The organism is Oryzihumus leptocrescens (assembly GCF_006716205.1).
GTDB classification, from domain to species: Bacteria; Actinomycetota; Actinomycetes; order Actinomycetales; family Dermatophilaceae; genus Oryzihumus; species Oryzihumus leptocrescens.
On record NZ_VFOQ01000001.1, the window covers coordinates 2599595 to 2619502 of the forward strand.

The window sequence follows — 19908 nt, forward strand, 5'->3', positions numbered from 1 at the left end:
ACCCGCGTCCGGGGCCGGGCTGGGAGGCTGGGGCATGCGCCTGGAGGAGTCGGAGTGCCGCGAGCGGTTCGGCGCCGCCCGCCGGGTGGTGCTGGCCACCTGTGGGGCGGACCGGCAGCCGCACCTCGTGCCGGTGACCTTCGCCCTGGTCGGGGACGTCGTGGTGAGCGCCGTGGACCACAAGCCGAAGACGACGACCCGGCTGCGCCGGCTGGGCAACATCGCCGAGAACCCCTCTGTCTCCTTGCTGCTCGACCACTACGAGAACGACTGGGACCGGCTGTGGTGGGTGCGTGCGGACGCCCGCGCCACCGTCGTCATGGACGGGCCGGAGTGGTCGCAGGCCGTCGCGTGGCTGGTGGAGCGCTACCCGGCGTACGCCACCACCCCGCCGACCGGCCCGGTGGTCCGGGCGAGGATCACCCGCTGGTCCGGCTGGGCGGCTTCCCCCACGTCATGACGGTGGTGCCGTTCGTGGCCGAGCGTGTGGGTCAGCTCGTGTGCGGCACCACCGTGATCGCCCCGAGGTCGCTGCCCGGCGTCTGCGTCGCCGTGAAGCGGACCGCGGATGTCTGGCCCTCGGTCGGCGGATCGGCGAGGAACCAGCGCCTGTGGCTGACGTCCTCGATCAGGAGGCTGACGGGGTAGCGCCCGACCGGGGAGCCCTGCGGAATCGTCACGTCGAAGTGCCAGATCCCCGCCTTGGCCGAGCCGCTGGTCGGCTCCACGAGCGACTGCGACGGGACCAAGATGCTCTCGACGTCGGAGCCAAGGCCGAGCGTGACGCCGGTGATGCCCTCGGCGTCCGTGGCCGCCACGTCGATGCCGACGGTCGTGTCCTGGCCCAGTGAGTCGACCCTGGCCGAGGGCTGGAACGTGATGGTGGTCAGCGTGGGCGGGTGGACGTCGCCGGTGCCGAGGACGGTGAACCGGCCGCTGTCGCCCGGAAGCTGGTGGTAGCGCGGGTCGAGGCCTTGTGGCTGGGCGAGGACGTCGGAGGAGAACCAGTCCGGCCCCTCCCAGAACTGCATGTCGCTGGGGTGGGCGGCGTCGGTGAACCAGACGGCGAAGTTCCACTCACCGCCGAAGCCGCCCTTCGGGATGGTGTAGCTGGCCTGCCAGGTGCCGTCCCTGGCTGTGCCCGAGACGAGCTCCATCGTGGGGCAGCCGTCGGCCTGGTAGGACTCCTCGTTGGGGTGGCCGGGGCACAGGTACGAGTACTGCACCCCGGAACGGTCGTCGACGAGGTGCACCTTCGCGGTCACCGTCTTCGCGGTGGAACGCACGTCCACCGACGATGGGGTGATGGTCATCGGCCCGGACACCACCGGGGCCATCGTGTCCGGGGCGCGGTCGACGACCGTGAGCGCGTCGGCGAACTCGTGGTAGCCCGACCGGCCGACCCGGTCGGTGATGTTGACGTTGAGGTTGACCGTCGCCGGCTCGAGCCAGCGCGGCACCTGGGCGGTGCCGCGCCACCAGCCGCCTCGTGGGGTGCCGGACACCCGGGTCGGCCAGCCCATGGGGAAGCTGACGTGCCCGTCGCTCCCACCCTGGGCGTCGACCTGCACCCGGGCGGCGCCAGTGTCGTCGCCGACCCAGAGCCAGTACGTGAGGGTGCGCGCGGAGGACGTGAGGTCGACGGTGGTCGAAGAGAGCCTCACGAGGCTGGCCCACGGGACCTTCGCGTCGTAGACGCACCCGGTGCGGGTGGTGTCCGCCGGGTCGAGCGTGCACCAGTTGGTGCCGGTGCCGCCGGCCACGTGGTCGGCGCCCGAGCCGCCGTCGAGGTCGTCGGAGCCGTCGCCGCCGTTGAGGACGTCGTTGCCGGCGGATCCGGTCAGGACGTCGTCGCCGCTGCCCCCGGACTCGTTGTCGTTTCCGGTGCCGCCCTGGAGCACGTCGTTGCCGGCCCCGCCGACCTCGGTGTCGTTGCCGCTGCCGCCGTCGATCACGTCGTTGCCGGGGCCGCCGTCGATGACGTCGTTGCCACCGAGGCCCTTGATGACGTCGTTGCCGCCGAGGCCGCAGATGACGTCCCGTCCGCTGGTGCCCGTGATCGTCTCGCTGCGCGAGGTGCCGACCTTGGTGCAGCGCAGGCCGGTGCTGGTGTAGGTCGCCGCCTGTGCCGGCAGCGCGGTCACCAGCGAGAGCACGGTGACGGCGGCGGCAGTGGCGGAGGCGCAGGCAAGGGCGCGGGTGCGGGCCATCGGAACGGTCCTTGGGGTGAGGGCGCCGGCGCTCCCCCGTCGGGTCCGGCTGCGTCACCGAAGGTACCGCGCGCCCCGCACCCGTCGGGGCGTTTTGGCCGGATCGACGGGCGCGCGGCGAGGGACCACTCAGGTCAGCGCAGCGGGTGCGCCCGGTAGTGCCGGCGCCAGATGATCCGGTAGACCCCGAGGTACTTCGGCAGTGAGCGCAGCCCCGGGATGAACGGCAGGAGCAGCAGCCCCAGCGACAGCAGCGCCATGAGGGCCCAGACCTGGGCGTCGGCGTTGTCGGAGGTGTTGAACGGGGGCACCTGGTACCAGAAGGTGTAGAGCCACAACCACGGCTGGCCGGGGTAGTTGCCCGTCTCGTTCATCATCCCCCACTGGTCGCCGCCGAGGTTGCGGGCGCGGGCCTGGTCCTCCAGGTAGGTCCCGTCGGCGAGCAGCAGCAGGGACTTGGTCGAGTTGCCGCCGTAGAAGCCCGGCTCCGCCAGCGCGCCGTCGAGGCCGCCGGCCTGGGCCTGCTGCAGGTAGGCCGTGGTCAGGACCGGCACCGGGCCGTAGCTGCCGCGCGCGACCGCTGACGGGTTGCCGTCAGGCGCCTTGCCGAGCGCGTCGGAGTACGCCGTCGCCCACTTCGTCTGCTCGTCTGGGGACGCGTTCCGCCAGGTGGCGAGAGCCAGGCTCAGGAGTGGGCTGCCCTGCAGCTGGGACAACGGCTTGATGACCAGGTCGTTGGCCGAGTCCACTGGCGTGGTCACGCCGGCCCACTTCTGGAGCTTGAGCGGGCCGAGGGTCTGGCCGACCGCGTTGGTGTTGTACGGCCCACCGTACCCGGCGCTGGTGCTCGTGCCGGCCAGCTCGGCCGCCGCCGTGGCGACGACGTCGTTGGGCGCCGACGTGGCCCAGCTCTGCAGCGTGATCGCCTTCTCGTCGGGAGAGGAGAAGACGGCGGCGAGGCCGACCGTCAGCAGGGCCACCACCGCGAGGGCGATGACGAACTCCTTGACCAGGTCGTAGGGCCGCGTGGCCTTGGTCGCGATGGCGGTCATGCGCCTTCCTCCTCACCGATCGGCGGGACGACGCCGTGACGACGCACCAGCACCAGGTGCAGCACGGTGATGATCCCGACCACGACAGGCAGCAGCACGACGTGCCACAGCAGCATCTGCGCGGGGTTGAGCACGTTGAAGAACGCCCCGACCCCGACGGAGTTCAGCCCGTCCTTGGCCTGCGTGCTGATCCACTGGGAGTCGAAGTTGCTCTGCACGAGGTAGCCGGTGAAGGCCGTGCCGATCGAACCGAGGAAGCAGACCACGCCGGTCATCCACGTCAGCGCGCGCTTGCCCCGCCAGGCCGCCATGAAGAACTTGCCCCAGAGGTGGATCACCATGAACGCGAAGAAGAGCTCGACGCTCCACAGGTGCGTCGAGTTGGTGAAGTGGCCCAGGCCCGAGGTGTGCCACCAGACCGAGCCGCCGATGGCGAGCACTCCGCCGGTGACGAGGACCACGACGAACGCGGCCAGGGTCAGTACGCCGAAGACGTAGATGGCAGAGGCGACGTAGGCCGGCTGACGGTCCGGGAGCGCCTGTCCCGGCGGCACCGTGCGGGCGACCCGACCCCGGAAGCGGGCGGTCCAGCTCGGTCCGGAGGGACCACTGACGCGGGCCATCCCGCCTTGCGCGGTGGTCACGGCTGGTCCTCGGTCTCGTAGCGCTCGGGGTGACGCCCGAGCGGCAGGAACACAGCGGCAGCGAAGATGACGAGCATCAGCCCGATGACCACGAGGTTGGCCACGGAGATCTGGATCCACCCCCAGTGGACGTAGGTTCCGGCAGTGTCTGCCGCGACGGCGCTCACCATGGGACACCTCCAGTTGGTCCGGTCACCCTCAGTGGACGCCGAACCGTCCGTGGCGGGACAGGGACCAAGGACACCGAGCGAAGGGCCCTGCTACCCGGTCGTGTTGGATGGCGGGATGGTGCCCCTTGACCTCGACGTCATCCGGCTGACCCTGCACGTGCTCGCCGCAACGGTGTGGGTTGGCGGGCAGATCGTGCTGGGCGCGCTCGTCGGCCCGCTGCGCCGGGCCGCTCCGGCGACGACAGCCGTCGCCGCGAACGCGTTCGCGCGCGTGGCGTGGCCGGCGTTCGCCGTCCTGCTGCTCACCGGCATGTGGAACCTGGCCGTCGAGCACACCCAGGGCAAGCACCCCGGCGCGTTGGGCGTGAAGCTCGTCCTCGTGGTCCTCTCCGGCCTCGGTGCCGCCCTGCACTCGGCGGCGAAGACCCCTGCCGCGCGGGGAGTCTGGGGCGCGGTCGGGTTGCTCGGCGCGCTGGGCGCCGTGCTCATGGGTGTCGCCATCACCGAGGCCGGCTGACGGCTGACGGCACCCCCCGCGCGTCAGCGGGCCCATCGTCACGCCCGCCCGGGACACACGCCCCTGCCGTATCCGGCGGCCGTCCGGTGGACTGGAGCCATGACGAAGCGGCACATGCCACCACGGGGTCCGGTTGCCGCGGGCGCGGTCCTCCTGCTGGCGCTCTCGGGGTGCGCCGCGACCGGCTCGACGGGTGCGATGAACGGTCCCGGCATGATGGGCGACGCCTCCGCGGGCTACCACTTCTCCCGGCTGAGCTGTTCGGCCCCGACCTCACTCCCGGGCAGCACGGTCCGCGTGGTGCTCGCGGACATGGGCATGTCGCGGATGGTCACCGGCACAGCGCCGCTCAGGGCGCACATGATGCTGCGGGCCACCCCCGGCACGGTCACGGCCGGTCAGGTGAGCCTCGTCGTCACCAACATGGGGTGGCGCACCCACGAGGTCGTGGTGCTGCCCCTCCCCGCCGGAACCGTTGAGGGGCAACGCATCCCGGGCCCGGACGGCAAGGTCGACGAGACCGGCAGTCTGGGTGAGGCCTCCGCCAGCTGCACGTCCGGGACGGGTGAAGGCATCCGGGCGGGGACGGCCGGCTGGACGACCGTGACCCTGCCACCCGGTCGCTACGAGCTCGTCTGCAACCTGGCGAACCACTACGCCGACGGCATGCACCAGGAGCTCGACGTCGTCCCTCGGGCGTAGGGGCTCCAGGGCCCTGACCAGCTCCCGCAGGTAGGTGCCGGTGGGGGCGGTGGCGCCGTCCGGGGCTCAGGCGGCCGGGTGGTCGCTCAGAGCGGTCAGGACGCTGTCCAGGTCGGTGCTGGTGTCCCGGTTGTACGGGAGCCGGGACAGGAGCATGCCCATGGCGCAGCTGTTGGTGACGGCGGCGAACGCCAGACCGCCTCCGACGGCTCCGGACAGCCACCTGGCCGGCGGCCAGACGATGCTGGCGAGCACGCCGCCGAGGACGAGCGAGCCGGCGACCAGGCGCACCTGGCGCTCGAGGTCCCAGGGCGCGCGGCCGCGGATGAGCGGCTCTCCGGCCTGCTCCCAGGCGAGGACCCCGCCGTCAAGGACGTGCAGGTTAGGCAGTCCGACCTCGGCCAGCAGGGTCTCGGCCTGGCTGGCGCGGGCGCCGGAGCGGCAGATCAGCACGACGTCCTCGTCAAGGTGCTCACGCAGCTCGTGGCGGTGCTCGCGCAGCAGGTCCAGGGGGACGTTGTACGAGCCGGCGACGTGGCTGGAGGAGAACTCTGCCGCAGACCGGACGTCGAGCACGCGGGGAGCGTCGGGCGCGGCCATCCAGTCGCGCAGCTCCTCGGGGGTGATGCGGGTGGGCTTGGTGCGGGTGGGGGTGAGGGTCATGGCTGGGTTGTGGTTCCTGTCGGTGGGATGGTGCGGAGCAGGCACTCCCGGTCGGGGAGGGCCGCTTGTGGTCAGAGGAGCTGCGGGACGCTGCGGGCCGCGGTGTAGAGGGCCACGAGCACCAGCAGCACCGTGAACGCCCGCGACAGCGTCCGCGGGGGCACCCGTGAGGCCACACGACCGCCGAGGACGCTGCCGACGACGGCGGCCAGGGTGAACGTGCCCAGCAGGAGCCAGTCCGGATGCATCCCGTGGCCGGCCCGGGCCAGGAGCGCCGAGGCGCTGTTGACGGCGATGACCAGCAGTGAGGTGCCCACGGCCACCGGCATGGCGAAGCCAAGGGAGATCACCAGCGCGGGGACGACGGCGAAGCCGCCCCCGACGCCGAAGAACCCGGTGAGCAGGCCGACCGCGGTGGCCGTGACCAGCACCCGGGCGGCGCGGGGACAGTCGCAGGACCAGGGCGCCAGGGTCAGGACCGGCTGCCGGCTGAGGTCCGTGGCGTCGGAGGCGTTGGCAGGCGTGTGCCGGGCGGTGCGGCTGCGCGCGAACATCACCGCGGCCACGACGAGCATGAGCGCCGAGAATGCGGCGAGCAGCACGTTCGGAGGGACGCTGGCGGACAGGCGTGAGCCCACCCAGGAGCCCGCGATCCCGAGAACGCCGAAGACCAGGCCCTGCGCGACGCGGACCCGCCCTTCGCGGGCGTGCGCGGCCAGCCCGGCCAGGGCGGTGACCCCGACGATGAGCAGCGAGCCGGTGGTGGCGCTCCTGGTGTCCTGGCCCAGCAGGTAGACCAGTGCGGGGACGGTCAGGATCGAGCCGCCGCCGCCGAGGGCGCCGAGGCTGAGGCCGATGAGCAGGCCGATCGGGATGGCCAGGGCTAGCACGGTGCCGCCCCCGGGCGAGCTCCGGTCGCCCTCACGAGCCGACGGTCAGGGGCCGGGCGGTGGCGACGACGGGCAGGCCCGCAGGTGCAGCCTGCTCGTCGAAGGAGTCGTCGACCGCCACGACGTGGTGGCCGACCCGGGCCAGGACCGACGCGGCGATGGAGGCGCGGTAACCGGCGGCGCAGTGCACCCACACCTCACCGTCGGGGACCTCGTCCAGCCGGTCGAGGAGCTCGTGCAGCGGGAGGCTCACCGCCCCGTCGATGTGCGCCTCGTCCCACTCCGGGGTGCGCCGCACGTCCACCATGGCGACCTCGCGGTGGTGGCGCACCTGGGCCAGGTCGGCGAACGTCGCGGTCCGGAAGCTGCCGAGCCGGTCGTCGGTCCACTGCTCCGGGGAGCCGGTGGCGGCCGCCGCCGGACGGTCGAGGCCGATGCGGGCCAGCTCGCGCTGGGCCTCGGCCACCTGCTCGGGGGTCTCCCCGAGCAGCGTCACGGGGGTGCCCCACGGGATGAGCCAGCCGAGGTAGGTGGCGAGCTGCCCGTCGATACCGAAGTTGAACGTGCCGCGGACGTGCCCGGCAGCGAACGCGGTCCGGCTGCGCAGGTCGACGAGCCACTCCCCCGCCTCGAGCCGGCGGCGCAGCTCGTCCTTGTCGGCGGTCGCGGGGGCGCTCAGGTCGGCTGCGTCCGGCCCTGCAGCGTTGGCGGGGGCCATGTGGGCGTAGTAGGCGGGCCAGGTGTCGAGGGCGGCGAGGAGCTCGTCGACCCACTCCTGCTCGGCCTGGGTCAAGGCCGGGTTGGTGCGCTTCTCCTGCCCGATCGTCGAGGACGTCGCCTCGGACTGGGTGGCCGAGCAGAAGCTGCCGAAGCCGTGCGTGGGCAGCACCTGCGCCTGCTCGGGCAGCTCGGCTGCCAGCCGGTTCGCCGAGTGGTACTGGTGGTGGACCAGTGCGTGGGTGTGCTCGGGGCCGAGCAGGTCCGGTCGGCCGGTGGAGCCGAACAGCAGCGACCCGCCGGAGAAGACCCCTACCTGCTCACCGTCCGCCTCCAGGGCGTAGGACAGGTGGGTGTACGTGTGCCCGGGAGTGGCGATGACGCGGACCCGCAGCGCCGGGCTCACCTCGACGACGTCGCCGTCACGGACCGGGACGCGGTCGTAGGAGACCTGGTCGTCCGCGTTCACGTGGTATGCCGCGCCGGTCACCTTCGCCAGGGCCAGCCCGCCGGTGACGTAGTCGTTGTGGATGTGGGTCTCGAACACGTGGGTGATCCGCACCCCCGCCTCGTGCACGACGTCGAGGACGCGGTCGATGTCGCGCTGCGGGTCGACGACGAGGGCGACCTCGCCGTCGTGGGCGACGTAGCTGCGGTCCCCCAGGGTCGGGGTGTCGATCGGGATGATGGTCACCATCAGGTGAACGTCCTTTCGGGGAGGTCGGGAGGGTCAGGCGGCGTGCGGGCGGACGCCGCGGACGACCGGGCGGCCGGCACGCGCCCAGGCGGCGGTGCCGCCGGCGACGGAGCAGGCGTCGAACCCGGCCCGCTCGAGCAGGCTGGTCATGGACTTGCTGCGGTTACCGCTGGCGCAGATCACGAAGAGCGGCACGCCGCGCGGCATCTCGCCGAGGCGGGCGGCGAGCTGGCCCATCGACAGCAGGACGGCTCCGGGCACGTGGCCGTCGACGTACTCGCCCGGCTCACGCACGTCCACGACGAAGGCGCCCTCCGCGTGCGCGGCGGCGAACTCCTCGGGGGTCACGTCACGCATGGTCTTCTGGCTCCTCACGAACAGGCTACGGCATACCCCAGGGGGTATCTGCCATCGCCAACGCTAGCCCGCGACCGCGCCATTCCCCAACCCGCACCGGCCGGCTGTGACATACCCCATGGGGTATGTCGGCCGACGTTGGGGAACACCCCCGGCGAGCGCCCGGTTGATACCCCCGCGGGTATATTGCCGTCAGGAGATCGCCGCCACCCCGGCGTCCTGAACCCTCCAGCCCTGAACGGGAGCCCACCGTGACGTCCTACGCGATCAGCACCACCCTCGACCAGCCCTTCGCGACGGTGCTGGAGGCCACCCGTGACGCCCTGGCGGACCAGGGCTTCGGCGTCCTGACCGAGATCGACCTCCGGGCCACGCTGAAGGCCAAGCTCGACGTCGACGTGGAGCCCCAGGTCATCCTCGGGGCCTGCCGCCCGCCGCTGGCCCACGCCGCCCTCGAGGCCGAGCCGTCGATCGGGCTGCTGCTGCCCTGCAACGTCGTCGTACGCTCGGTCGGCCCCGCCACGACGCTGGTCGAGGCGCTGGACCCCGAGGCCATGGTGACCCTGACCGGCAACGACGCGCTGGCCTCGGTGGCTCAGGAGGCGACGGCCCGGCTCACGGCCGCCCTGGGTGCACTGACCGCATCACCCGCCCGCGCCTGAACCCACGACACGACTGACCCGAGGAGCACCGATGGTCGAGCTCAACCCGGACGAGATGGCCCCCGTCCTGAACCGCCTGCGCCGCGCCCAGGGCCAGCTCGGCGGCGTGCTGCGGATGATCGAGGAGGGCCGCGACTGCAAGGACGTGGTGACCCAGCTCGCCGCGGTCAACCGTGCCCTCGACCGGGCCGGCTTCGCCATCATCTCCAGCGGGCTCAAGCAGTGCCTGGCCGACCCCGACAGCGCCGACTCGATGGACACCGAGGCGCTGGAGAAGCTCTTCCTGTCCCTTGCCTGAACCCAAGCGTGACCGGGCGGTGACGCGCCCGGTGGCCCTCGGGCTGCGCGCCAACGCGGCCCAGTTCAGCCTTCTCGTCGCGGTCAACGCCCTCGTCGGCGGGATGCTCGGCCAGGAGCGCACCGTCCTGCCGCTGCTGGCCACGCGGACCTTCCACCTGACGGCATACACCGCCGCCCTCACCTACATCCTCGCGTTCGGGGTGTCCAAGGCGGCGACCAACTACGTCGCCGGGACCTGGTCGGACCGCTACGGCCGCAAGCCGGTGCTCGTGGCCGGGTGGCTGGTCGCCGTCCCGGTGCCGCTGCTGCTGATCTGGGCGCCGAGCTGGGGCTGGATCGTCGCCGCCAACGTCCTGCTCGGGGTCAGCCAGGGCCTGACCTGGTCGACCACGGTGATCATGAAGATCGACCTCGTCGGCCCGGCCAGGCGCGGCTTCGCGATGGGCCTGAACGAGGCCGCCGGCTACGGCGCGGTGGCCGTCACCGCCCTGGCCACCGGCTACCTGGCCCAGGCCTTCGGGCTGCGCCCCGCGCCGTTCCTCCTGGGCATCGCCTTCGCCGCCCTCGGCCTGGGGCTGTCCACGGTGTTCGTCCGGGAGACCCGAGGTCACGCCCGCCTCGAGGCGGCCAACCACGTGGCCCGCGCCGACGGGCGGCACGACCACCTGCACGACGAGCTCACCGACGCCCAGGTGTTCACCCAGACCAGCTTCCGCGAGCCCGCGCTGTCCTCGGCCAGCCAGGCCGGGCTGGTCAACAACCTCAACGACGGCCTCGCGTGGGGGCTGTTCCCCGTCCTCTTCGCAGCCACCGGCATGTCCGTCGCCCGCATCGGCGTCCTCGCGGCGCTCTACCCCGGGGTGTGGGGCCTCGGGCAGCTATTCACCGGAGCCCTGTCCGACCGCTGGGGACGCAAGTGGCTCATCGCCGGGGGCATGTGGCTGCAGGCCCTCGCCCTGGCGCTGGTCGCTCTCGGCAACACGTTCACCCTCTGGGCGGTCGCCGCGGTGCTGCTCGGCGCGGGCACCGCGATGGTCTACCCGACCCTGCTGGCCTCCATCGGTGACGTCGCCCACCCGGCGTGGCGCGCCCGCTCGGTCGGGGTCTACCGGCTCTGGCGGGACGGCGGCTTCGCCGTCGGGGCGTTGCTCGCCGGCGTCGTCGCGGACGCATGGGGCGTGCGCACCGCCGTCTGGGTGGTCGCCGGCCTCACTGCCGGCTCAGGCCTGGTGGTGGCGGTGCGGATGTACGAGACGCACCTGCCGGCGGCGTCCCGCGCTGCGGCCTGACCCTGAGCAGCAGCGTCCCCGCGGCAACCGACGCGACCACCTCCGCGACGAGGCTGAGCGTCTTCTGCGGGTACCAGGTCGGGTCGAACATGTCCGGCAGCGGCCCGACGGCCCCGATGTCGACGTACCGGTAGAGAAGGACTGCAGCCACCCCCGCGAGGGCGACCACGAAGGCGACCAGGACCGTCCACCGGCGGCGCACGAGCAGCACCAGGAGCGCCGCCACCAGAGCCAGGAGCGCCTCCAGCCGGAACAGCTGCCCCTCGCTGACCTGCACCGGCCCGCTGCCGACCAGCGGGTCGAACTGCGCAGCCAGGTTCCAGTGCACGAACGCGTCCACGGCCAGGCCGGCCGCGGTCACGAGCCTCAGCATCATCCCGACCATGCCGCTCAGCCGACCTTCAGCGTCAGGTCCATGCCGCGATCCTTGTGGCTGTCGACCGAGCACCACAGCTCGTACGACCCCTGCTGCAGGGTCACCGTGAGGTCGCCCGCCTGCCCCGGGGACACGGTGGCGGACGACTGCTGGGCGACACCCGGCCCCTTGATGTTGAGGTTGTGCGGGAACGTGCCCATGTTGTGGATCGTGAAGGTGTAGGTGCCGGCCTGCACGGGCTTCGGGGTCAGCGTGATCGAGAACTCCTTCTCGACGACGCTCACCGGCTGTCCCGTCGCCGTGGCCTTGGCACTCGTCGACGGGGCCGCTGCGGAGCCGCCACCGCCGCTCGTCCCGCCGCAGGCGGCGAGGGTGAGGAGCGCGGCAACCACACCCACCATCACCGCGCGGTCCCTTGCTGTCCGTCCCATCACGCACCTCCCGTCGGGGCCTTCGTGGGGAACCACGGTCCAGCACCCCGTCCGGGTTCACCGGCAGCGGGCGACGGGAGCCTCCGGTGGTGATCCGGGGGCTCGGCGGCGCGCCTACGAGTCGCGCAGGGCGAACCAGACGGCAGTGGCCGGGTCGGAGGTCTCGTTGGCCCACTGGTGCGGCTGCTCCCCGACGAAGTGCAGGGAGTCCCCCGGGCCGAGCTCGAACCGCGTGCCCGCGATGGTGAAGACCAGCGCCCCCTCGGTCAGCAGGACGAGCTCCTCCCCCGGGTGCAGCATCGGCTTGTCCCCGCTGCACGCCCCGGGTTCGACGGTGGCCATCGCGGCCGCTCCCCTGAAGTGCGCGTAGCCGCCGGAGAGGCCGTCGAGGTGCAGGCCCCGGTGGGGGGTGAACACGCCCTGACGCTCCTCGGCACGGGTCAGCGTCGCCAGCTCGGGCTCCCCCTCGTCGACCTCGGTGAAGTAGCTGACCGGGCGCTCAAGCGCGGCGCAGATCTTCAGCAGCGTCGTGATGGTGGGCACCATGTCGTTGCGTTCGATCTTGTGGATCGCGGCGGCGGACACCTCGGCACGGACCGCCAGCTGCTGCAGGGACAGGCGCTGCTCCTGCCGGAGCCGCTGGAGCTTGGGCCCGATGGCGCCGACGATGCCCTCGACGTGCTCGCCGACCCGTGCCGGGCGCGTCGGACGCTTCCGGACCTCTGTTGCGCGTCTGCGCTCGGCCATGCCCGCTCCTCCGAACGGCACCATCAGATCCACTGTGGTGAATCCCTGTGCACCTAAGATGTACGCCCGACGGTCGGCAACCGTACACGGCGGGGAACGCCACGGCCCGCGCTCGCCGGCTAGCCCGAACCGTCCCGCCTGTCGCCCTCCGTCGCACCCACGAACGCCTCCCGGCCGACGTCCTCGACGTACAGATGCCAGTGCGCCCGGGCGGCGCGCTCCCAGCTGAACCGCGTCACCAGCGCGCGGCCTGCCTCGACCAGCCGCGACCTCAGCGCGGAGTCGGTCGCCACCGCCCGCATCCCCTCGGCCAGCGACCACGGGTCGCCGACCCGGGTCAGGACGGCGGTATCGCGGTCGGTCAGGTACTCGCGCAGCACGGCGATGTCACTGGCCACGACGGGCAGCCCGGCGGTCATGGCCTCCAGGACGGCCAGCCCCCAGCCCTCCTTGACGGAGGGGAAGGCCAGCGCGTCGGCGCTGCGGTAGTGGAGGTTCAGCGCGGCCTCGCTCAGCGTGCCGCCGAGGATGACGTCCCGGCCGAGCTCCAGGCCGAGCCCCGGCAGCATGCCCAGCGCGTGCTCGCGGTAGGCGGCGTAGTCCTGGAACGAGTGCCCGCCCACGACGACCAGGGCGGGACGGGGCTCCAGCTCCCGGGCCAGGATCGCCAGGGCCTGCAGGAGGTGGACGCTGCCCTTGCGTGGCTCGATCCCGCCCACGGCGAGGAACACGAACCGCCCCGCCAGCCCCAGCTCCCGCCGCAGCGCGGCCCGCTCCGCGGGCTCGACGGCCGGGAAACGGCGCGCGTCCACGCCGTTGTGGATCACCCGGGCCGACCTGCCGAACTCGGCCTGCAGCCGTGCCCGCCAGTCCTCGCTGACGACCACCAGCCGGTCCGGCTCGAGGATCGCCTGCCGCTGGCACTCGACGAGCGCCGGGGTGGTGAAGTCGTCGACGTGGTGGACCGTGCGCAGCACCCGCACGTCAGCGCCGGAGTCGCGCACGCGGGCCGCCGCACGCGCGGAGATGCAGTCCTGGGTGTGCAGGATGTCGACCTCGTCGGCCACCGCCCGCAGGCCCTCCTCGAGGGCGTCGACCGAGGCGAACACCCTCTCCTCCAGCGTCGGCCGTTGCTCCGGGGCCGGGACCAGGGTGTACGGCGCACGGACCGGTCGATGGAACCCCTGCTCCTGGTCGCCGAGCGAGACCACGCGGACCGGCAGGCCGAGGTCGACCATCGCCTCGGCCAGGGACAGGGTGTGCACCACGCCGCCGCGCGGCTTGGTCGAGTAGCTGACCAGGGCGACCCGGGGCCGGGAGGCGCGGTTCACAGCGCCTCCCCCGCCAGGTCCAGGTCCCCGGTGGCGACGGCGGCCGCCACCAGGGAGGCCCGCGCTGCGGTCTCGGTGACGATGCAGCCCGCCCGCTGGAGCCTCTCCCGCTGCGCGGCAAGGCCTTGCGGATCTGCTTCGGTGCCGAGGACGTAGGCCACGACCTGCGGACCCCTGCCCGCCATGGCCGCCTCGCACGCGGGTGCCAGCACGCCGGCAGGGTCGGGGTGGGCGCCGAGACCGAGCACGACGTCCACGACGATCGCCGCCACCTGCTCGTCGGCGGCGTGCTCGGCCAGCACGTCCAGCCGGGCCTCGGCGTCGATCATCGGGTGGGGCCGGCCGCGGGTGAACTCCTCCTCACCGAGGTCGAGGCACTGGTGCGACCCGGGACGGGCCGGCAGGCCCCAGCCCGGGTTGATCGGCACGTTCGACCGGACCTCACCCAGCACCCGGCTCAGGAGGACCACGGACTCGTAGCAGAGGGTCCCGCCGGAGAACAGGCCACGGACCAGGGTCCGCCGCGGCGCGAGCCGGCGACGGGCCTGCGCCACCGAGGGCCCGGTGGTCGCGGTCGTGACCGGTGCCGGGCGGCCGAGCACGTCCAGCGTGGCCACCACGCCGCCCTCGAGCGTGTCGGCGAGCCGGACCGCGGCCGGGGCGACGAAGCCCGGGTCCAGCCCGATGAGCGCCGCCACCACCGGGGTGCCCCCACCGGCGCCCAGGACGGTGGCCGCCACCTCCGGCGCCGGCGGCTTCGAGACGAGGAGGATGACGTCGGTGCCCGGGTCCTCCCGCAGGGCCGCGAGCGCCTGGAGGGTGGTCCGCCCGGCGACCTCACGGGACAGGTCGCGGCCGCCGACCCCGATCACCTGGCTGACGCCGGCACCCCACCGGTCGAGCAGGGACATGACCTCCTGGGCGCCGGTGCCCGCGGCCGCCACCACGCCGACACGACCGGGCCTGACGACGTTGGCGAAGCCGAGACCCACCCCGCCCACCATCGCCGTGCCGGCGCCGGGCCCCATGACGAGCAACCCCCTGGCCCGGGCGAGGTCCTTGAGCCGCACCTCCTCGTGGACGGGCACGTTGTCGCTGAACAGCAGCACGTGCAGTCCCGCCGACAACGCCTCGCAGGTGACGAGCGGGGCGTACTCACCCGGTACCGAGACGACCGCCACGGTCGACGACGGTTGGGCCTGCACCGCCTGGCGCACCGTCCTCGGCTCGGGCTCCGCGGTCCGCTCGCCGGAGGCGGGTCGGGCCGCAAAGGCGGCCCGCTCCCCCGCATCGAGGGCCTCCTCGGCCACCCCGGGCGTCGCGGCCCGTACCGCGATGACGAAGTCGTTCGGGTCGGCCCCGGCCACCGCGGAGGGGTCCACCTGCTGGTCGCGGAAGGCCTGCAGGTTGGCCGGGGTCCCCATCGCGGCGCTCGCCCAGTCGACGCCCTCGGTCTGTCGCATGGCCCTCATCGCCTCGAGCTGGACGACCGAGTCCACGTAGGTGTCCGTGAACGTCCGGACCTCGACCGTCACGCCGAAGCCTCCTCCCGGTCGAGCGCGGCCACGATCCTGGTGCCGGCGGTGGGGTCGTCCCCACGGGCGCGCAGGGTCGGCGCGGCGAGCGACGCCGTGGTGATGACGGCCAGGCGTCCCCCACCCCGGAGGAACCGCGACGCGGCCCGCACCTTCGGGCCCATGCTCCCCTCGGGGAACTGCCCCGCGGAGAGGAGGCGCTCGGCGACCGCCACGTCGATGCGACCCAGCCGGCGCTGGGTCGGCGTCCCGAAGTCGACCATCACGGCCTCGACCCCGGTGACCAGCACGAGGGCGTCGGCCTCGAGCTGGCGGGCTAGCTCGGCGGCGGCATAGTCCTTGTCGATGACCGCGTCGACCCCGTCCCAGACGGCGCCGCGGCGGGCCACGGGGATGCCTCCCCCGCCGTCGGCCACCACCACGTGCCCGGCGTCGAGCAGGCACCGCAGGGCCCGGATCTCGACGAAGCCGAGGGGCTGGGGTGACGGGACGACGCGGCGGTACCCGCGGCCGCTGTCCTCGACGAGCACCCAGCCACGGGTCGCGGCCAGCCCAGCCGCCTCGGACCGGGAGTAGAAGGGACCGATGGGCTTGGAGGGATGCTCGAACGCGGGGTCGGCGAGGTCGACGATCACGTGGCTGAGGATGCCCACCACGGGGTGGCGGCCACCGCAGGCCCGGTAGACCGAGATCGCGATCAGGGACCCCAGCTGGCCCTGAGTCATGGCGTCCAGGGCGAACAGCGGCATCTCGGGTACGGCGTCGCGCGCCCGCTCCTGCTGGATCGCGAGGTTGCCCACCTGCGGGCCGTTGCCGTGCACGATGACGACCCGCCACCCGTCGTCGAGCAGCTCGCGGATCGACGCGGCCATCACGTCGGCGTGCTCGCGCTGCTGCTCGTAGGTGCCCGCCTCACCCGCAGGGATGATGGCGTTACCGCCCAAGGCGACCACCGCGATACCCGTCACGGCGCCTCGATTCCTCAAGGGGTGTCGGTCCTGGACCGGTCGCGGCCAGGTGCGTACATCATACGATGTGGGCATGGCCGATGGTGTATGCAGCGGCGCCAGACCGGAGGGCCGGCCGTGACGCAGCCGGGGTCCGGCACCCCCGAGCTCCCGCCGGGGGCGGTGGCCCGGTTCACCGCCGCCGAGTCCCGGCTCTACCCCCTGGTCCTGGTCGACCCGGTCGGCTACGAGCGGGCCGTCGCGGCAACGGGCAGGCTGCTGGCCGGGCTGCGCGCCGGCTGCCCGGACATCGAAGCGGTGCTTGCGCAGCGCGACCCGCTGGTCGAGTCCCTGGCCGGCACGTCCGGCGAGCACCCGGCCGAGCTGGGCGGGCTCTCGGCCGAGACCGTCGTGGACGCGGCCTGCGCCGTGCGGTGCCGGGAGCTGTGGGCCCAGGAGCGGGCCCGCCGGGCGCAGCACCGCGTCGAGGCCGCACGGACTGCCGGGCAGGAGTGGCTGGTGGAGGAGCCGGACGCCGACGCCGTGATGACCGGGGAGCTCCGCCGGGTCGAGGTGCACGTGCCGACCGGCACCGTGCTCGTCGGCCTGGTGGGGGCCGGCGGTGCGGGGGGCACGGCATACGAGGTGCAGGTGATCCCGGCACCGACGACCGACGGTCCGTCACCCCCGCAGGTGAGCGAGACCTACGGCGACCGGGCCTCCTGGCTGGAGGCCCTCCAGCGGCACCGGGAGGCGCTGTCGTCTCGCCCGTGACCGTCCTTCGGCACCTTGACAGGGCCAACGGCCGAAACGTTTGCTAAGGGATACGGTTCGTTTCGCTCAGTGAACGACTGGGGAGAGCCATGAGCGTCCACCCCGCACCCCGAACACCGTCACCGGATGCGTCCGCCGCCGCACTGGCCTCCCTCGTGGTCGACCTGCAGGCCCGCGGGCTGAGGGTGGAGGTCCCCCTCGAGCGGCGTCGCGGCGGCGCGGGGCCGACCGACTCCGGGATGCTCTGGGTCGGCGGGGTCCCCCTCACCGTGCCGATGGACAACGCGTCCGCCGCCGGGTCGCCCTACGTGCTCAGGGCCGAGGACGAGGGCTACGCGGTCTTCCGGGACGGCGAGCGGCTGGCCGGTGCCTCCGCCCAGCGCCGCCCGCGCTTCTACGACCTGTCCACCGCAGACGGCGTCCCCTACTGGAAGATCGGCCTGCTCCACCTCGACTCGTTCGCGAGCACGGTGGTGCAGACCTGCGCCTACTGGGGCAACGCGGACCAGTGCCGCTTCTGCGGGATCGAGGTGTCGCTCGACGCGGGCCGCACCATCGTCAAGAAGACCCCGGAGCAGCTCGCGGAGGTCGCGGTCGCGGCCCGGGAGCTCGACGGGGCGGTCGACGCCACGCTGACGACGGGCAGCTCCAACGGGGTCGACCGCGGGGCGCGCTACGTGGCCCGGTGCGCCCGGGCGGTCAAGCAGGCCGCCGGCCTGCCGGTCGAGATCCAGTTCGAGCCGCCGCGCGACCTCGACGTCATCGACGAGGTGGGCGAGATGGGGGTCGACTCCGTGGGCATCCACGTCGAGTCCTTCGACCCGGACGTGCTGGCCCGCGTCGCCCCGGCCAAGGCCCGCACCGGGATCGAGCGCTACTTCGAGGCGTGGGCCCGCGCGGTCGACGTCTTCGGCCGGGGCCAGGTCTCCACCTACGTCATCCTCGGCATGGGCGAGGACCCCGGCGTGACCCTCGACGGCTGCCGGCGCGCGGTGGACCTGGGCGTGTTCCCGTTCGTCGTCCCGCTGCGACCCGTCGCCGGGAGCCTGATGGAGGACGCGCTGCCCCCGGACGGGGCCTACACCGAGCGGATGTACCGCGCGGTCGCCGGCTACATGGCCGCACGGGGCATGCACTCGTCCATCGCCAAGGCGGGCTGCGCCCGGTGCCAGGCCTGCTCCGGGCTCACCCCCGTCGCCTCGGCCCTGCGCTCCTCGCCGTTGCTGCAGATCGGCCGGCCCCCGCAGGCCGGGTGACCGAGCGGGGCATGCCGTGACCGCCGCCGACGCCTCCGCCACCCGGCCGGGCCGGGCCACCGGCGTCCGCCCCGCCCGGGCCGCGCCGTCGCCCGTCGTGTGCCGGGAGGCGGGCTCACCCGAGGAGCTGGTCGCGCACTTCGCGGTGCGGCACGAGGTCTTCGTCGTGGAGCAGGCGGTCTTCGCCGGCTCGGACCGGGACGAGCGCGACGCCCGGGCCTCGACGGTCCACGTCGTCGGGTGCTGCGACGGCATCGTCGTGGGCAGCGTCCGGCTGTACGAGCTCGACGCCCGGACGGGCCTCTGGCAGGGAGACCGGCTCGCCGTCCTGGCGCCGTCCCGGGTCCGCGGCCTGGGCGCGCCGCTGGTCCGCTGCGCGGTCGCCCTCGCCGGCGCGCGCGGCGGCAGGGCGATGGTGGCGCACATCCAGCTGCCCAACGTCAGGTTCTTCACCCGGCTCGGGTGGCAGCCGGTGGGTGGTCCGGAGACGTATGTCGGGCTGCCCCACCAGCAGATGCGTATCGCGCTGCCCTCACCGGAGATCGCCGCCTCGCTCGCCCGCGCCCTCGCCGAGGGCACGGACGGCTGAGGTCGTGGACCGCCCGGGCGGGTCAGCGCTGCAGGCCGGTCACCGGGGTGACTGCCAGGTCGAGCACCGTCGCCTGCCGGCCACCGGAGGCCAGCCGGAGCAGCCCGGTGTCGTCGATGACACCGACGACCGCGGCGTCCAGCCCGCGCGCATGGAAGGCCGCCGCGCACTCCTCCTCGCGGCCCGGCGGTGCGCAGAGCAGGAAGGCGTATGCCGGGAAGCAGGTCAGCCACGCGGCCATCGGGACGCCGGGCGGCCGGGGCAGGCGGTCGAGGTCCACCGTGACGCCGAACCGGCCCCACTCCAGCAGCATCGCCAGCGAGCCCACCAGGCCGGCCATGCTCACGTCCTTGGCCGCGACGGCGGCGCCCGACCCGGCGATCCTGGCCAGCAGCCGGACGTCCCCGGCCAGCTCGGCGCCCCGCTCGTCGAATGACCGGAAGAAGGGAAAGTCCTCGCGCATCGTGCCGTCGGTGCAGCACGCGACCACGAGCCGCTGTCCGGCCGCGACATGGGTCAGTGACAGCACCTTCCCGGCGTTCCCGACACCGAAGGCCGACACCGCCGGCGGACCGTCGTGCAGGGTGAGGTGCCCACCCACGACCGGCACGTCATACAGCCGGCTCGCGGCCTGCATGCCGCGCAGCGCCTCCCGGGCCAGGTCGGCGGTGCCCACGATGGTGTCGACGATGGCGCACGGTGTCGCCCCCATCGCGGCCAGGTCGTTGACGTTGGTCAGGACCGCGGCGAAGCCGGCGCCGTAGGGGTCGCGGGCGACGAAGGCGGGCAGCAGCGCCTCGCCGCAGGCGATGACCTGCCCGTCGTGGACCCCCGCGGCGGCGGCCATCCGGACCACCGCCCCGTCGTCACCGGGACCGTGGACCCAGCTCGCCGCACCCATCACGTCGCTGACCAGGCCGATCTCCGCCTTGGCCCGCAGGGCGGCGTGGGTGCGCAGGTGGGCCGCCAGCTGCTCCAGGTCGCCGAGCCCACCGGCCCGGCCCGAGGTCGCGTCCATGGCCGCCCTCCCTCCAGCGCCCTGTCGGAAAGTG

24 protein-coding genes are annotated in these 19908 nt (G+C 73.4%); 9 read left to right on the forward strand and 15 right to left on the reverse strand.

The annotated features are described in order from the left end of the window. Window positions 1-34: 34 nt before the first annotated feature. A complete protein-coding gene (locus FB474_RS12110) occupies window positions 35-460 on the forward strand; it encodes a TIGR03668 family PPOX class F420-dependent oxidoreductase (RefSeq protein ID WP_141788881.1) in 426 nt (141 codons plus the stop codon). Window positions 461-491: 31 nt separating this feature from the next. Here the strand turns inward: FB474_RS12110 and FB474_RS12115 are convergent, their stop codons facing one another. The 4 genes from FB474_RS12115 to FB474_RS20780 form a co-directional block, all read right to left on the reverse strand. Further along, window positions 492-2210 (reverse strand): calcium-binding protein, encoded by a 1719-nt coding sequence (locus FB474_RS12115; protein WP_141788882.1) that lies wholly within the window; start codon window positions 2208-2210, stop codon window positions 492-494. Between the two features lie 134 nt (window positions 2211-2344). Continuing rightward, window positions 2345-3262, reverse strand: coding sequence for a hypothetical protein (locus FB474_RS12120; RefSeq protein ID WP_141788883.1), 918 nt, complete (start codon window positions 3260-3262; stop codon window positions 2345-2347). Continuing rightward, complete coding sequence (locus tag FB474_RS12125) at window positions 3259-3906, reverse strand: cytochrome b N-terminal domain-containing protein (protein ID WP_246092155.1); 648 nt, start codon at window positions 3904-3906, stop codon at window positions 3259-3261. The genes FB474_RS12120 and FB474_RS12125 overlap by 4 nt, the downstream gene beginning before the upstream one ends. Then, window positions 3903-4076, reverse strand: coding sequence for a hypothetical protein (locus FB474_RS20780; RefSeq protein ID WP_185746147.1), 174 nt, complete (start codon window positions 4074-4076; stop codon window positions 3903-3905). Before FB474_RS20780 ends, FB474_RS12125 begins: the two co-directional genes overlap by 4 nt. 115 nt (window positions 4077-4191) lie before the next feature. Here FB474_RS20780 and FB474_RS12130 point away from each other — a divergent pair, with 115 nt between their 5' ends. Further along, window positions 4192-4593 carry a hypothetical protein gene (locus FB474_RS12130; RefSeq protein WP_141788884.1) on the forward strand — a complete coding sequence of 134 codons (402 nt, stop codon included), beginning with the start codon at window positions 4192-4194 and terminating at the stop codon, window positions 4591-4593. Between the two features lie 114 nt (window positions 4594-4707). Beyond that, window positions 4708-5295 carry a hypothetical protein gene (locus FB474_RS12135; protein ID WP_141788885.1) on the forward strand — a complete coding sequence of 196 codons (588 nt, stop codon included), beginning with the start codon at window positions 4708-4710 and terminating at the stop codon, window positions 5293-5295. A gap of 66 nt (window positions 5296-5361) precedes the next feature. Here the strand turns inward: FB474_RS12135 and FB474_RS12140 are convergent, their stop codons facing one another. The 4 genes from FB474_RS12140 to FB474_RS12155 form a co-directional block, all read right to left on the reverse strand. Then, entirely contained in the window at window positions 5362-5958 is a 597-nt protein-coding gene (locus tag FB474_RS12140) for a rhodanese-like domain-containing protein (RefSeq protein ID WP_141788886.1), read from the reverse strand. 71 nt (window positions 5959-6029) lie between these two features. Next, window positions 6030-6848, reverse strand: a complete 819-nt coding sequence (locus FB474_RS12145; protein WP_141788887.1) for a sulfite exporter TauE/SafE family protein — start codon at window positions 6846-6848, stop codon at window positions 6030-6032. 31 nt (window positions 6849-6879) lie between these two features. Beyond that, window positions 6880-8262, reverse strand: coding sequence for an MBL fold metallo-hydrolase (locus FB474_RS12150; protein ID WP_141788888.1), 1383 nt, complete (start codon window positions 8260-8262; stop codon window positions 6880-6882). Between the two features lie 33 nt (window positions 8263-8295). Further along, on the reverse strand, window positions 8296-8637 hold the full coding sequence (locus FB474_RS12155; RefSeq protein ID WP_246092156.1) for a rhodanese-like domain-containing protein: 342 nt from the start codon (window positions 8635-8637) through the stop codon (window positions 8296-8298). A 233-nt stretch (window positions 8638-8870) separates the two neighbouring features. Here FB474_RS12155 and FB474_RS12160 point away from each other — a divergent pair, with 233 nt between their 5' ends. Genes FB474_RS12160 through FB474_RS12170 form a run of 3 tightly spaced genes read left to right on the forward strand, consistent with a single transcriptional unit; the run spans window position 8871 to window position 10870 of the window. Next, complete coding sequence (locus FB474_RS12160; protein WP_141788889.1) at window positions 8871-9281, forward strand: DUF302 domain-containing protein; 411 nt, start codon at window positions 8871-8873, stop codon at window positions 9279-9281. Window positions 9282-9312: 31 nt separating this feature from the next. Beyond that, window positions 9313-9579, forward strand: coding sequence for a metal-sensitive transcriptional regulator (locus FB474_RS12165; protein ID WP_141788890.1), 267 nt, complete (start codon window positions 9313-9315; stop codon window positions 9577-9579). 19 nt (window positions 9580-9598) lie between these two features. Next, complete coding sequence (locus FB474_RS12170; RefSeq protein ID WP_246092157.1) at window positions 9599-10870, forward strand: MFS transporter; 1272 nt, start codon at window positions 9599-9601, stop codon at window positions 10868-10870. Here FB474_RS12170 and FB474_RS12175 read toward each other — a convergent pair. From FB474_RS12175 to FB474_RS12200, 6 genes are all read right to left on the reverse strand, one after another. Beyond that, window positions 10791-11255 (reverse strand): hypothetical protein, encoded by a 465-nt coding sequence (locus FB474_RS12175; RefSeq protein ID WP_185746149.1) that lies wholly within the window; start codon window positions 11253-11255, stop codon window positions 10791-10793. The genes FB474_RS12170 and FB474_RS12175 overlap by 80 nt on opposite strands. 5 nt (window positions 11256-11260) lie before the next feature. Beyond that, window positions 11261-11677, reverse strand: coding sequence for a cupredoxin domain-containing protein (locus FB474_RS12180; RefSeq protein ID WP_221632522.1), 417 nt, complete (start codon window positions 11675-11677; stop codon window positions 11261-11263). A gap of 114 nt (window positions 11678-11791) precedes the next feature. After that, on the reverse strand, window positions 11792-12424 hold the full coding sequence (locus FB474_RS12185; protein ID WP_141788892.1) for a helix-turn-helix domain-containing protein: 633 nt from the start codon (window positions 12422-12424) through the stop codon (window positions 11792-11794). Window positions 12425-12543: 119 nt separating this feature from the next. Continuing rightward, a complete protein-coding gene (locus FB474_RS12190; RefSeq protein WP_185746150.1) occupies window positions 12544-13755 on the reverse strand; it encodes an MSMEG_0565 family glycosyltransferase in 1212 nt (403 codons plus the stop codon). Next, window positions 13752-15290, reverse strand: a complete 1539-nt coding sequence (locus FB474_RS12195) for an AllF/FdrA family protein (RefSeq protein ID WP_141788894.1) — start codon at window positions 15288-15290, stop codon at window positions 13752-13754. The genes FB474_RS12190 and FB474_RS12195 overlap by 4 nt, the downstream gene beginning before the upstream one ends. Beyond that, window positions 15287-16258, reverse strand: coding sequence for a carbamate kinase (locus tag FB474_RS12200; RefSeq protein ID WP_185746151.1), 972 nt, complete (start codon window positions 16256-16258; stop codon window positions 15287-15289). Before FB474_RS12200 ends, FB474_RS12195 begins: the two co-directional genes overlap by 4 nt. A 117-nt stretch (window positions 16259-16375) precedes the next feature. Here FB474_RS12200 and FB474_RS12205 point away from each other — a divergent pair, with 117 nt between their 5' ends. The 3 genes from FB474_RS12205 to FB474_RS12215 all read left to right on the forward strand — a co-directional run bounded on the left by FB474_RS12205 (window position 16376) and on the right by FB474_RS12215 (window position 18856). Next, on the forward strand, window positions 16376-17011 hold the full coding sequence (locus FB474_RS12205) for a hypothetical protein (protein ID WP_141788896.1): 636 nt from the start codon (window positions 16376-16378) through the stop codon (window positions 17009-17011). 89 nt (window positions 17012-17100) lie between these two features. Beyond that, entirely contained in the window at window positions 17101-18267 is a 1167-nt protein-coding gene (locus FB474_RS12210) for an MSMEG_0568 family radical SAM protein (protein ID WP_141788897.1), read from the forward strand. 16 nt (window positions 18268-18283) lie between these two features. Continuing rightward, a complete protein-coding gene (locus tag FB474_RS12215) occupies window positions 18284-18856 on the forward strand; it encodes an MSMEG_0567/Sll0786 family nitrogen starvation N-acetyltransferase (RefSeq protein WP_141788898.1) in 573 nt (190 codons plus the stop codon). 22 nt (window positions 18857-18878) lie between these two features. On the opposite strand, the gene FB474_RS12220 is transcribed toward FB474_RS12215, so the two are convergent. Next, the gene (locus FB474_RS12220) at window positions 18879-19874 is read right to left on the reverse strand and encodes an AIR synthase related protein (RefSeq protein WP_141788899.1); all 996 of its coding nucleotides are present in this window, start codon (window positions 19872-19874) and stop codon (window positions 18879-18881) included. Between the last annotated feature and the right edge of the window lie 34 nt (window positions 19875-19908).